This window comes from Microbulbifer thermotolerans (assembly GCF_900112305.1).
Classification (GTDB): Bacteria; Pseudomonadota; Gammaproteobacteria; order Pseudomonadales; family Cellvibrionaceae; genus Microbulbifer; species Microbulbifer thermotolerans.
In genome coordinates, this window is sequence record NZ_FOKT01000003.1 from 83128 (window position 1) to 96203 (window position 13076).

At 59.3% G+C, this 13076-nt stretch carries 16 protein-coding genes; 10 read left to right on the plus strand and 6 right to left on the minus strand.

The annotated features are described in order from the left end of the window. Nucleotides 1-8 precede the first annotated feature (8 nt). From BM155_RS05315 to cysK, 5 genes are all read right to left on the minus strand, one after another. Nucleotides 9-575, minus strand: coding sequence for an outer membrane protein (locus tag BM155_RS05315; protein ID WP_067156558.1), 567 nt, complete (start codon nt 573-575; stop codon nt 9-11). A gap of 31 nt (nt 576-606) precedes the next feature. Beyond that, nucleotides 607-888, minus strand: coding sequence for a type II toxin-antitoxin system HicB family antitoxin (locus BM155_RS05320; protein WP_067156561.1), 282 nt, complete (start codon nt 886-888; stop codon nt 607-609). Nucleotides 889-1009: 121 nt separating this feature from the next. Beyond that, complete coding sequence (locus BM155_RS05325) at nt 1010-1216, minus strand: hypothetical protein (RefSeq protein WP_074901562.1); 207 nt, start codon at nt 1214-1216, stop codon at nt 1010-1012. A 138-nt stretch (nt 1217-1354) separates the two neighbouring features. Then, the gene (gene cysQ / locus BM155_RS05330) at nt 1355-2203 is read right to left on the minus strand and encodes a 3'(2'),5'-bisphosphate nucleotidase CysQ (protein ID WP_074901564.1); all 849 of its coding nucleotides are present in this window, start codon (nt 2201-2203) and stop codon (nt 1355-1357) included. 120 nt (nt 2204-2323) lie between these two features. After that, nucleotides 2324-3241, minus strand: coding sequence for a cysteine synthase A (gene cysK / locus BM155_RS05335; RefSeq protein WP_067156567.1), 918 nt, complete (start codon nt 3239-3241; stop codon nt 2324-2326). 108 nt (nt 3242-3349) lie between these two features. Between cysK and BM155_RS05340 the strand changes: the two genes are divergently transcribed. The 9 genes from BM155_RS05340 (at nt 3350) to BM155_RS05380 (ending at nt 11983) form a co-directional block, all read left to right on the plus strand. After that, nucleotides 3350-4015: a lysoplasmalogenase gene (locus BM155_RS05340; protein ID WP_074901566.1), complete on the plus strand. Its 666-nt coding sequence runs from the start codon at nt 3350-3352 to the stop codon at nt 4013-4015. Between the two features lie 62 nt (nt 4016-4077). Further along, nucleotides 4078-4746 (plus strand): GMP/IMP nucleotidase, encoded by a 669-nt coding sequence (yrfG, locus tag BM155_RS05345; RefSeq protein WP_074901569.1) that lies wholly within the window; start codon nt 4078-4080, stop codon nt 4744-4746. 117 nt (nt 4747-4863) lie between these two features. Continuing rightward, on the plus strand, nt 4864-5241 hold the full coding sequence (locus BM155_RS05350) for an RNA-binding S4 domain-containing protein (RefSeq protein WP_074901573.1): 378 nt from the start codon (nt 4864-4866) through the stop codon (nt 5239-5241). Nucleotides 5242-5299: 58 nt separating this feature from the next. After that, complete coding sequence (locus BM155_RS05355) at nt 5300-6793, plus strand: S1C family serine protease (RefSeq protein WP_074901973.1); 1494 nt, start codon at nt 5300-5302, stop codon at nt 6791-6793. After that, on the plus strand, nt 6786-7235 hold the full coding sequence (locus tag BM155_RS05360; RefSeq protein WP_074901576.1) for a DUF4124 domain-containing protein: 450 nt from the start codon (nt 6786-6788) through the stop codon (nt 7233-7235). The genes BM155_RS05355 and BM155_RS05360 overlap by 8 nt, the downstream gene beginning before the upstream one ends. Before the next feature lie 100 nt (nt 7236-7335). Further along, on the plus strand, nt 7336-8214 hold the full coding sequence (hslO, locus tag BM155_RS05365) for an Hsp33 family molecular chaperone HslO (RefSeq protein ID WP_067156580.1): 879 nt from the start codon (nt 7336-7338) through the stop codon (nt 8212-8214). A gap of 261 nt (nt 8215-8475) precedes the next feature. Next, nucleotides 8476-10023 (plus strand): phosphoenolpyruvate carboxykinase, encoded by a 1548-nt coding sequence (locus tag BM155_RS05370; RefSeq protein ID WP_074901579.1) that lies wholly within the window; start codon nt 8476-8478, stop codon nt 10021-10023. A gap of 151 nt (nt 10024-10174) precedes the next feature. Then, nucleotides 10175-10843, plus strand: a complete 669-nt coding sequence (locus BM155_RS05375; protein ID WP_067156585.1) for a D-Ala-D-Ala carboxypeptidase family metallohydrolase — start codon at nt 10175-10177, stop codon at nt 10841-10843. A gap of 78 nt (nt 10844-10921) precedes the next feature. Continuing rightward, the gene (locus BM155_RS05380; RefSeq protein WP_067156588.1) at nt 10922-11983 is read left to right on the plus strand and encodes an AI-2E family transporter; all 1062 of its coding nucleotides are present in this window, start codon (nt 10922-10924) and stop codon (nt 11981-11983) included. Between the two features lie 10 nt (nt 11984-11993). Here the strand turns inward: BM155_RS05380 and BM155_RS05385 are convergent, their stop codons facing one another. Next, the gene (locus BM155_RS05385) at nt 11994-12290 is read right to left on the minus strand and encodes a hypothetical protein (RefSeq protein WP_139223156.1); all 297 of its coding nucleotides are present in this window, start codon (nt 12288-12290) and stop codon (nt 11994-11996) included. A gap of 135 nt (nt 12291-12425) precedes the next feature. On the opposite strand from BM155_RS05385, the gene BM155_RS05390 reads away from it, so the two are divergent. Then, nucleotides 12426-12944, plus strand: coding sequence for a peroxiredoxin family protein (locus BM155_RS05390; protein WP_254773126.1), 519 nt, complete (start codon nt 12426-12428; stop codon nt 12942-12944). The last annotated feature ends 132 nt before the right edge of the window (nt 12945-13076 follow it).

Sequence of the window (13076 nt, forward strand, 5' to 3'; positions counted from 1 at the left end):
GATCGGATTCAGAAGCGATAGCCGATATTCAGCGTCAGCGAACGCAAATGCCCCAGATCGAAGTCGTAGGATACCGGCTTGCCGACATCGTAATAGTTATACTCGATTGAGGTATCCAGCGAGTCGGTCCAGTTGTAGCGGTAACCGACACCAGCATTCCAATAGTTGTCGTCACCCCTTTCATCCACAAAAACGAACTCTCCCCCCCGCTTCACTTTGTCGACATCGAAGTCGCCGTAATTCCACCCCGCCATCCAGTAAAGGCATTGCACATCACAGTTGAAAGTGAAATCCACCTTAAAATTCAGCCCGTATTGATCGACGGAAACACTGCCATCGTCAAAATTCGAATAGCGTAATTCTACCTGCCAAACACCCACTGTCGGGGTAATACCAACACTGGCCTGAACAAAAGTGTCATCGTCGTGGTTAATCTGCTGTTGACCGCTGCCGGCGCCGAAATTGGTCACCACGCGGTACTCCCCTCTGCAGATTCCGACGAACGGGTTATTCCACATCTGGGCACTGACCGCGGAGGAATAGACCAGGGCAAAAACAAACAGAACTTTTTTCATAGCGACCTTCCTTGGACTTTGGTTGCCTACATCACGATTGTTTGTCGGAGGAATCCAGAGGAGGGGCGACGTCAATAATCGCCCAGATTCCGCCATCGAAAGCGGGGTTTTTGCGCAGCAATTCCAGATCTCCCGGCGCCGGCAGCGGATAGCCGTCGGCGAGCAGTTCCTCAATGCGCTCTACGATGGTCTCCGCCATTTTCTGCAGTGTGGCGTCCAACGTGTCGGCCTGGCAGTGGCAATGGGGCAGGTCCGGCGCTATGGCACCGAAACCGGCGTATTCGATATTGTGAACCACAACCGGATAACGCATAGAGCATGTCTCTTATGGAATTAACTCATCAAGCGTAGACAGGATTTATTTTTTATGGCGAGTTTGCGCGGGAAATTCACGCGCTAATGCACGTGCGCGCTTTTTTGTCGGGGTAAGGTCGTCAGCGGGGGATGCGGCCCAACAAAGCACGGCGGCAAAACAGCATTTCTTTGTAAGTCTGCCGCAGAGAGATATCCACGTCAGAACTGGAACCGCTCATCTCTTCCATCTGCCGTTGCAGCCAAGTGATTTCGATTTCCAGCTGCCGACGCAACCTGCGGATCTCGCTTTCACTCATATTGACGGGCGCACTGTGGACGTTGGACATGGCTTCAGCTCTAACACAAATCGCACGCAAAGCGCGGAGGAATTCAGGGTCCTGCGCGTGACTCCAGTTCGCGCGGACCCGGGCACCACACAATATGCGTACGCCAGTGTGGAAGGCCTCTGGCTAGAGCTTAGACGATCAGGCGTGATCTGTGAGCAATTCGCGCCAGCCGAAAGCCGGATCGCCGATGACATAAAAGAAGGGGTTCAACAGCGAATCCTTGGTGTTGTAGCGCAGCAGACGGAAATCTTCACTCACTACCCGGCCGCCGGCAGCCTCCACCACCGCTTGCGCCGCCGCCGTATCCCACTCGCAGGTGGGCGCCAGGCGGGGGTACAGATCGGCGGCGCCCTCGGCCACCAGACACAGCTTCAGAGAGCTGCCCATACTTTTGCAGGCCACCGGACCGAGGTGCGACTCGATGCGCTCCACCAGTTGCTCCACTTTGCCGGCGCCATGGCTGCGGCTGGCCACCAGTTCCACCGGCTCACCGGCCTCCAGGCGCGGCTTGAGAGCGCGCACACGGATCGTCTTTTCTCCCTCGGCGGTGCGTTTGAACGCAATAGTTTGTCCGCCAGCGGCATTGCCCCTGGCGCCGGCATAGGTGATACCCAATACCGGCACGTACACCACCCCCAGTACCGGCTCACCGTTTTCGATCAGGGCCACATTGACGGTGAACTCACCGTTGCGGCGGATAAATTCCTTGGTGCCGTCGAGCGGATCAACGATCCAATAGCGCTGCCAGCGGCTGCGCTCGGCGAAAGGGGGCATTTCCTGCTCCTCCGACAGGACGGGAACGCCGTCGATCAAATCCGCCAGCGCCGGTGCCAGCACTGCGTGCGCGGCCAGGTCGGCGGCGGTTACCGGCGAATCGTCCGCCTTGGTTTCCACGGCCAGCTCCGCACTGCTGTTGTAGACCTCGAGGATCGCCTCGCCCGCGCGGGCACATATCTCAATTACCCGCTCCAGTAATGTATTTTCCATTGATTTCCCCCTGATTGCAGCGCGGCATTATACGCGCCCACCGAAAACCGGCCACGGCGTCTACGCCGCGGGTGAGATGTGCGATCGCGGCATCTTATCCGCGACCGCCAGTCTGTCGCGCTAGGCTGAGAAGAGATCGTCGATGGAAAGGTAGCGCTCACCGGTGTCGTAGCTGAACACCAGTACTCGGCTGCCAGGCGCCAGCTCAGCCTCGCGCTTTTTCACCGCCGCCAGGGAAGCGCCGGAAGAAATGCCGACAAAAATGCCCTCCTTGAGCGCACATTGGCGGGCCATCTCAAAGCTCTCCACCTCATCGACCAAGATAGTGCCGTCGAGTATCCCGGTATTGAGCACCTCTGGCACAAAGCCGGCGCCGATGCCCTGCAGTCGGTGCAGCCCCTTCTCGCCGCCGCTGATCACCGGGGAGCTTTCCGGCTCTACAGCAAACACTTTCAACTGCGAAAACTGTTCCTTTAAAACTTCGGCACAACCGGTGATATGGCCGCCGGTACCCACGCCGGTGACCAGCCAATCCAACCCCTCCGGGAAGTCGGCGGCAATCTCCCGCGCCGTGGTTTCCCGGTGTACCTTTACGTTGGCCGGATTGCGGAACTGCTGCGGCATCCAGCTGTTTTCATGCTCTCGCAGCAGCTCTTCAGCCCTGGCGATGGCGCCGCCCATACCGCGCTCCTTGGGCGTGAGCACCAGCTCCGCACCCAGCGCCTTCATCACCTTGCGCCGCTCTACCGACATGGATTCCGGCATGGTCAGAATCAGCCGGTAGCCTTTCACCGCCGCTACCATCGCCAGGCCGATGCCGGTATTGCCGGAAGTGGGTTCAATAATCACACCACCGGGCTTCAGCTCGCCGCTGGCCTCTGCCGCCTCGATCATGGACAAGGCGATACGGTCCTTGATGCTGCTGCCGGGATTGAACCGCTCGACCTTCATCCACACCTCGATATCCGGGCGAAACAAGCGGTTGATCCGCACGTGCGGCGTATTGCCGATGGTTTCGAGAATATTGGCTGCCTTCATGGGTAACGCTCTCCTTTTGTAAACCGCCGGCGATCAATTGCGCCGCTGCGGACTTTGCCGAATACTCGGCCCAGCAAATCATAAAAGCATAAAAATCGCGAGAAAATCATGACCGCCACACCCAGCAATCTCTCAATCCGTGTCCCCACACACCTGCCGACCACCTTTATCGCCGCCGCGCTGACCTATTTGATCCTGGACGCTGCCGGCTTGCGCGGCCCCTGGATGGCTCTCTTGAAAACATTGCCCATCATCCTGTTGGCACTGATTGCGCGGCACAGGCTCAGCGGAAGTACGCGCGGCCTGACTCTGGCCGCCTTGGCGTTGTCGGCGCTCGGCGACCTGCTGCTGGCGCTGGATTTTCCCGGTCAGTTTGTCTACGGCCTCAGCGCCTTCCTACTGGCGCAGCTCGCCTACGCCTTCAACTTCCTGCGCGGGGCGGATTTCCGCTGCAGGCGCAGTGTCCTGCGCGGCGCACCGGTGTTGCTGGCGGCGTTCCTGCTGGCACAACTGCTGCTCCCAGCGGCGGGAGAGCTGGCACCGGCGGTGGCCGTCTATTTCCTGGCGATTGTCACCATGGCCCTCGGCGCAGCCGCGCACCGCGGAAACTCGACCTTGCTATTTGTCGGCGCGGTGACCTTTATGGCCTCCGACACCCTGATCGCGATTCACAAATTTGTGACCCCGCTGCCAATGGCGGGCACGGCTATCATGGTCACCTATTACAGCGCGCAGATGGCGCTGCTGTACGGTATAGGGCGCGCACGGGCATAATGGGCCTATTGATGTGACGGAGAACGGCCGCGATTCTCCCCGACTGCAAGGTACCCTCAGGCATGCTCGACTGGCGAGAGATAGACACGGTGCTGCTGGATATGGACGGCACCCTGCTCGATCTGCACTACGACAATCACTTCTGGCTGGACCACCTGCCCAAGCGCTACGCGGAGATCCACAGTCTGCCACTGGACAGGGCGCAGTGGCAGCTGCACGAGGAAATTGAAGCTCTGCGGGGCACCCTGGAGTGGTACTGCCTCGACTATTGGGAGCACAAACTCCAGCTCGATGTGACCGAAATGCTGCGGGAAACCGAGGACCGCATCGCCCTGCGCCCGCAAACGGAATCTTTTCTGGAGGGCCTGCAAAAGCTGAACAAAAATGTGTATTTGGTCACCAACTCTCACCCCCGCGGCCTGGAACACAAGCTGGAGATTTCCGGTATCGACCGCTGGCTCGATGGCGTCGTTTCTTCCCACGACCTGGGGCACGCCAAAGAGCACCCCGACTTCTGGGCGGCACTCAGTAAAACCATTGTATTCGACGCCGACCGCACTCTGTTTGTGGACGACAACGAGAGCGTACTCGCCGCGGCCCGCGACTACGGCATCGGGCAGCTGCTGTGCATCCGCCAGCCGGACAGCCGCGGTCCCCTGCGCGAAATCACCGATTTCCCAGCGATTCACCAGTTTGACGAAATCATGACAATCCAAGAAACCTCTGATTAACTCGCTTCGTGACAAAACGATATTTTGAAACCGGATGAGAAGCACAGGTAACGGGATGGACATACAGCGCAGGGGCCGCTAATACCGCTCCGGCGCAATATCCGCAGCGCATAGGAAATGGATAAAGTACGCATCGACAAGTGGCTCTGGGCCGCACGCTTTTTCAAAACCCGCAGCCTCGCCAAGCAGGCCATTGAGGGAGGCAAGGTGCACGCTGACGGCCAGCGTCTTAAACCCAGCAAAGAGATCACCCCCGGCATCACCCTGAGCATCCGCCAGGGCTGGGATCTGGTGGAGGTGGAAGTACTGGCGCTGTCCGACCAGCGCCGCGGTGCCGATATCGCCCGCACCCTCTACCGGGAAACCGAAGACAGTATCGCCAGACGGGAACAGGCCCGCGCCGAGCGCCAAGCCAGCAATGCCGGTATCCGCACAGAGCGCCCCAACAAGAAACAGCGTCGGCAGATTCACCGCTTTCTGCGCGAACATGACTGAATCCCCGCCGCGCCTGCTACACTGGCCCCACATTGATCGACAGGACAGCCGTAAAAAGATGAAAAAATTTTTCGCCTTCGCCACCTTCCTCTTACTGCTGTGCACCCAGTCTGCCGCCGCCGACAGCCGCGAACACGAGCGGCTCAAGCGCTCTATCGTCAAGATTTACACCACCGCCGCGGCGCCAGACTACTTCAACCCCTGGGCGCTGTTGAACGCCAAACAACTATCCGGCTCCGGCGCGGTGATCAAAGGTAAGCGAATACTTACAAATGCCCATGTGGTCGCCAACGGCAGCTTTATTCAGGTGCAGCGCCACGGAGACGCGCAAAAGTTCCGCGCCCAAGTGCAGTTCATATCCCACGATGCGGACCTGGCGCTACTCACAGTCGATGACAACAGCTTCTTCGAGGACACCCACCCGCTTACCCTGGGTGAACTGCCAGACCTGCAAGAGGAAGTTACGGTGTACGGCTACCCGATCGGCGGCAAATCCCTGTCGATCACCCGCGGCGTGCTCTCCCGTGTTGAACACCAATACTACGCCCACGCGGAAAGTTACCTGATGGCGGGGCAGATTGACGCCGCCATCAACCCCGGTAACAGTGGTGGCCCGGTGATTTCCAACGGCCGTATTGTCGGCGTGGCCATGCAAGCCAACCACGGCGCCGAGAACCTGGGTTACTTCGTCCCCCCGAGCGTTATCCGGCATGTACTGGAAGACGCCAAGGACGGCGTGCATCAGGGCTTCCCAGAGCTGGGCGCGGTAACCCAAAGCCTGGAGAGCCCGGCGATGAAAAAGGCCGCCGGCATCGGCGAAAACCAGGAGGGCGCACTGATCGTCAAGGTCTTCAGTGACACTCCCGCCGCCGACGTATTCAAGCCCGGCGACGTACTGCTGGAAGTGGACGGCTACCCGGTCGCCGCCGACCGCACGGTGGAATGGCGCGAGAATCAGCGCACCAACTACCACTACGTCGTCGACCAGTACCACGTCGGCGACAAGCTGCCGGTGCGCTTCGCCCGCGATGGCAAAGTGCACAGCGCCGAGATCACTCTGGCCGCGGCACCACCTTCCCGCTCCCTGGTAGTGCGGGAACAATTCGACCAGCGCCCGCGCTACTACATCTACGGTGGTGTGGTATTCGTGCCCCTGAACATGAACCTGATCAAGCGCTGGGGCAACAACTGGCACACCAAAGCGCCGATCGACTACCTCTACGCCCGCAACCAATGGAACAGTGAGGAGCGCCGCGAACTGGTGGTGGCTCTGAAAGTACTGCCCGCCGACGTCAACCTCGGCTACCACGACTGGAAGAACTGGATTATCGACTCAGTCAACGGCCACCGCATTTCCGACTTCGACGAATTTGCGCAGCTGATGGAAAACAACACCGAGCCCTTTGTAGAGTTGCGCGACCAATCCGGCTACCGGATGGTGTTGGACGCCTTGGCGGCACGCGAGCAGGAGCCGCTCATCCTGCAGACTTACCAGATACCGCACCGGCACTCCCAGGGCCTGTTCAGTACCCTGGCCAACAAGGATGAATAACCTGCATCTCACCTGGCTGCTCTCCGGCCTGCTGCTCGCGGGTCCGGCCGCACTCGCCAGTGAGATGTATCGGTGGGTGGACGAACAGGGCAAAGTACACTTTAGCGACAGGCCGCCGGTGGAAGCGAAGGCTGAAAACATCGAGCACAAGCTGCGCCCGATCAATACCGCCGACGCGCCCCAGCCGAAAGACACCGCCCGCCATGGCGGCGACGCCGACCCCGAGCAGGAGTACGAAAGCCGCCAGCAACAGCGGCAGTTGGCGCAGCAGCAGAAAATGCTCAACGCCTGCAATGCCGCGAAGAAAAAGCTGCGGATATTGCAGGGGCCAGTGGCGCTTATCGATGAAAACGGCAAGGAAATCAAAATAAGCGAGCGCGAACGCCAACAGATGGCCGCGCAGCTGCAAAGCGAGATCCGCGGCAAGTGCGGCCAGCTGTAAGGCGCGGCCGTCTGTTTTGCACTCCCGCCGCAACACGCGGCTACCATTTAGGAAAATCCGCCTCTAAAATCCCGCGGTTTTTCTATCGAGGCATTGATCCATGTCCGATCAGCTGGAACGCTTTATCTTTTCGGGGCACGACATTCGCGGACAAGTTGTGACCCTCACCGAGTCCTACCGCGCCGTGCTGGAAAACAATCAACTGCCGCCGCCGGTTGCCCGCGTACTGGGAGAATTTCTCGCCGCCGCCTGCCTGCTCTCCACCACCCTCAAGTTCGAGGGCCTTCTGAGCCTGCAGGCGCGGGGAAACGGCGATGTCCCCCTGATCCTCGCCGAGTGCACACACCATAGCGATCTGCGCGGCATAGCCCGGGTGGCCGAGGGCGCGCAAATAGACGACGGCGCCAGCCTGCGCCAACTGATGGGCTCCCAGGGCGCCCTGGCGATCACCATCGAACCGCAGGATGGCGAGCGCTATCAAGGCATAGTGCCGCTGGAAAAAGACACCCTGGCCGAATGCCTCGAGGATTATTTCGCCCAATCCGAGCAGCTGGCCACCCGCTTTTGGATCGAATCCAGCCCGCATACGGTGGGCGGCATCATGCTGCAGATACTGCCCGGCAACAACGCCGCCTCCGAGGCGGAAAACCGCGATGCCTGGGAAACGGCACAGCACCTGGCGGAGACAGTCACCGCCGAAGAGCTGCATTCCCTCCCGCACGATCAATTGTTGCACCGGCTGTTCCACGAGCTGCGACCCAGCTCCCTGGGAACTGCCAACATCCGTTTCAAATGCAGCTGTTCGAGGGAGCGCAGCGCGCGCGCGCTGATCGCATTGGGTCCGGAGGAAGTCTATACACTGCTGGAAGAACAGGGCGGCGAGATCACCGCCGACTGCCAGTTCTGCAATACCCGTTACCAGTTCGACCGGGAGCAGATAGAGACACTCTTCAACGCCCCGCCGCCGACATTGCACTGAACACTGCCCACACCCGCGCTTGGCAATGACGCAGACGAAAAATATTCATCTGATTTATTGCCAAGCAAATACAGATAAACGGGGGAAATTTGGAAGCGTAAAAATTTCTGAGACAACGCTGTCATTGAGCAAAGAATAGCCAGGTTTGCTACCGGGGCAAATTGAAGTTTGCCATAATGCGCGCCCGGATATCGTCTGGCCTCCGCATACCGCGGCGGCCCTATTATTTTTACTGATACAACTTTCACGGGTAATCGACGAATGGCACAGATCGACGACACTGCGCAGGTTTTCCGTAACCTGGCGCCGGCGCAATTGGTAGAACAGGCGCTGGCGCGCGGTGAGGGCAAGTTGTCCAACACCGGTGCGCTGGTCACCGAAACCGGCGCCCGCACCGGTCGCTCCCCGGCGGACCGCTTCCTGGTGGAAGAGCCCTCTACCGCCGACAGTATCGACTGGGGTAGCGTCAACCGCCCCTTCCCACAGGATAAGTTCGACGCCCTGTGGAACCGCGTTGAGGAGTTCCTCGCCAATTCCGACCGCTTCGTGCAGCAGCTGCACGTCGGCCAGGATGAAGACCACTACCTGCCGGTCGTCGTCACCACCCAGACCGCCTGGCACAACCTGTTCGCGCGCAATATGTTTATCCGCGCGGAAAAGTACAACCCCAAAGGCAAAGAGGAGTGGCGCATACTGCACGCCGCCAACTTCGTCTGTAACCCCGAGCGCGATGGCACCAACTCGGATGGCTGCGTAATCATTAATTTCAGCGCGCGCAAAGTGCTGCTGGCGGGTATGCGCTACGCGGGCGAGATGAAAAAAGCCATGTTCTCGGTACAGAACTTCCTGCTACCGGAAAAGGATGTCATGCCCATGCACTGCGCCGCCAACGTGGGTAAAGACGGCGACACTTGCCTCTTCTTCGGCCTGTCTGGAACCGGCAAGACCACCTTGTCCGCGGACCCGGAGCGCTATCTGATTGGCGACGACGAGCACGGCTGGGCCAAGGGTGCGGTATTCAATATCGAAGGCGGCTGCTACGCCAAGACCATCAATCTCAGCCGCAAGAACGAACCGGTGATCTGGGATGCTATCCGCTTCGGTGCCATCGTCGAGAATGTAGTCACCGACGAAACCGGTGTGCCCGACTACAGCGACACCAGCCTGACTGAGAACGGCCGCTGCTCCTATCCTCTGGAGCACGTGGAAATGCGCACACAGGAAAATCGCGCCGGCGAACCCAAGAATGTGATCTTCCTGACCTGCGACGTGTCCGGTGTGCTGCCGCCGGTGGCGATCCTGTCCAAAGAGGCCGCCGCCTATCACTTCCTGTCCGGCTACACCGCGCGCGTAGGCTCTACCGAACTGGGCGCCGAGGCGGGCATTCACCCCACCTTTTCCACCTGCTTCGGAGCGCCCTTTATGCCGCGCGCGCCCCGCGAGTACGCAGACCTGCTGATGAAGCGCATCGAGGACTTCGGCTCCAAGGTCTACCTGGTCAACACCGGCTGGACCGGCGGCTCCGGTGACGCGGGCAAACGCTTCCCCATCCCGGTAACCCGCGCGGTGGTTTCCGCCATCCAAAGCGGCGCCCTGGAAGGTGTGCAAACCGAGCATCTGGATATCCTCAACCTGGACATCCCGCTGGAAGTGCCGGGCGTGGACAAAGCCTATCTGAATCCGCGCGAAGCCTGGGCCGACAAAGCGGCCTACGACGAACAAGCCACCAAGCTGGCGCAACTCTTCGCCGAGAATATCGAGAAGTTCGAGGTCAGCGACGCGGTCAAGGCCGCTGGCCCCCGGACCTGATCGCGGGTTCATCACACCGCGCTGATACGGCCTCCAAAGCCCCCGCAGCACCCGTTGCGGGGGCTTTGATTTTTGCGACTATAGTGAATAAAGAGGCGCCGCGGCGCCCGCTGTATCACCGGGCCACGGCCCAGCAGTTGCAAAGGCAAGCATGTCCGGAGGCACTCCCCTTTCCAACCATTCGCCCCGCCCCCCGGGGCAGCCTGTTCACCGCTTGGTGGTGGTGGGAATAGCGCTGGCGCTGTTACTGGTGCTGGCCACCCTGTGGCTACATCTGTACCTGAAATCTCTGGAGAAGCCCTACGTCGAGTTCAAGGGTTACCGCATCGCCACCGCGGAGCGCTTCAACAGCTTCCTGCGCCAGGGCGATAACCGCGCGCGCTTTATGCGGCTGTCCGATTTTCTGCGCGAGCGCGGCGTCGGCGATGTGGTACCATCGTATAAGTTGGTGCGACAGGGGACCGACTGGCAGGATATCGGCGAACCCCCCTTTGCGATACCGCCGGCCGGACAGTGGCACAACATGGTGCGCACCCTGACGCTACTGCGCGACGAAGTGGAACCGGCAATTGGCCCGGTGGAAATCCTCTCCGCCTACCGCACCGAAAACTACAACCGCAAAGCCGGCGGTGCCACCGGCAGCAAACACCGCGAGTTTTGCGGGCTGGACGTGATTCCCAAATCCAATATCAGCCGCAAGGAATTGGTGGAGGAACTGCGCAGCCTGCACGCGCGCCTGGGGCCGGAGAGCAACTTCGGGCTCGGCATTTACCGCGGACTGCGCTTTCATATCGATACCTGCGGCTACCGGCGCTGGTAAAAAACATCCGCTTTTGCTTACATAGGCGCCTTCCAGGCGCTGCGCCTGCCGTATGACAAAAAGAAGAGGAAAAACCCGGTGCACGAAAAACTGGAAAGGCGCTCCTTTATACTGGCGCTGTTGCTGGTAACACTGGCCTTTACACTGCTATTAAAACCCTTCTTCACCCCCATTTTCTGGGCCTGCGCCATCGCGCTGATCTTTTTTCCTGTCTACCGCTATCTGATCGGACGCTTCCCCCGCTGGCCCAATCTGATGGCGCTGCTGACACTGCTGCTGTGCATCGTACTGGTAGTGATACCAGTTCTGGCGGTAGCCAGCTCTTTTATCAACCAGGCGGCGACTTTCTATCAAAAAATACAAAGCGGCCAGATAGACCTGTCGCAACAGATTGAGCAGGTGCGCAATGCCTTTCCCGGTATCAACGCCGCGCTCGAACGCACCGGCCTTGATCTGGAACAGGTCAAGCAGCGCCTGCTCGGCGGGCTGATGAATGCCGGCAGTTTTCTGGCCAAAAACGCCCTGGCCCTGGGGCAGAACACCTTGAATTTCTTTGTCATGCTCGGCCTGATGACCTACCTGACCTTTTTCCTGCTGCGCGACGGCGAAAAGTTGGTGGACCTGCTGATCCGCGCCCTGCCGCTCGGCGACGAGCGGGAGCATCTGCTGCTGGCCAAGTTCGCCGAAGTGACCCGGGCCACCATCAAAGGCAACCTGGTGGTCGCCGTTACTCAGGGCACGCTGGGTGGTCTTATTTTCTGGATACTCGGCCTACCTGCACCGCTGCTTTGGGGCGTGCTTATGACTCTGCTGTCACTGTTACCGGCAATCGGCGCAGCGCTGATCTGGTTCCCGGCGGCTATCTATCTCTATGCGATCGGGGATATCGTCAAGGCGTCGATATTGATGCTGTTCGGCTTTGTCGTCATCAGCCTGGTGGACAATCTACTGCGACCGATATTGGTAGGGCGCGACACCAAGCTGCCAGACTATATAGTGCTCTTTTCCACTGTCGGCGGCTTGATGATGTTCGGCATCAGCGGCTTCGCCATCGGACCGCTGCTAGCGGCACTGTTTATGGCGTTTTGGGAAATCTTTATGCGGGAGTTTGTCAGTACATCCGGCGGGGCCGCCACCTGATCTCGCGGTTTCAATTGGCTGAGCCGCGCTCCGTCTCAAAGCGCCGGCTCAGCTCAACCATCGGAGTCTGATCCACGATCAAAAATCCCTCGTAGCTTCGGTCCAAATCCACGATAAGCAAAATCACCAGGGAAAATGCCAGCGCCAAGGCCACCGCGCTCCCGAGAGACGACTCAACGCTCTTGTCCCGGCGCGCTGCGCGGCGACCAAAGAAGCGTCCAACAGCCAGCAACACCAATACCAGCAGCACCGAAAAGATATAAATCTGGGGAAGCGAAAAGGTTCCGAGGATATCTTCTGCGGGCATGCGAAAATCCGACACTGATTAGAAGGTGTGGCCGATACAAGACGCCGCCGCCAGGTGCCGCGCCATATAGCTTCCAGCCGCCACCCCGGTTAGCATAGCCCAGCCCTCACAAATAGCCCCAAAAGGAGCCACGCTGTGAAACGCTTGATCGCTTTTTTACTCGCTGCCACCGCCAGTCTGCCACTAATGGCCCTGGAAGTCGGCGACCCCGCACCCAACTTCTCCCTGCAGGCCTCCGATGGCAAAAACTATTCGCTAGCGGACTTCAAAGACAAAAAAGCGGTTGTCATCGCCTGGTACCCCAAGGCCTTTACCAAGGGTTGCACTATCGAGTGCAAATCCCTGGCTGAGAACGGGCACCTGATACGCAATTACAATGTCGCCTACTTTATGGCGAGCACCGATGAAGTGGAGGTAAACACCAAGTTTGCCACCGAACAGGACGCTGATTTTCCACTGCTCAGCGACCCCAAGGGCGAAACGGCCAAGGCCTATGGCGTACTGATGCCAGTTATGAATATAGCCCGCCGTGTCACTATCTATATCGGCAAGGACGGCCGTGTTCTCAAGATCGACAAGGAAATCCATCCAGCCACAAGTGCCGAAGATATTGCGCGAACACTGGGTGAACTTGGTATTGAACGAAGCAACTGATAAATCGCAATAAGCACCCAGCTTGCCCGCAGCCTTTGTCCCCGCGAGTCCCCCCTGTAACCTCGTCGGATACCTCCCTGTATCCGACGGTTTCAAAATATCCATCCCATCACCTGAGCTTCTCATCAGGGG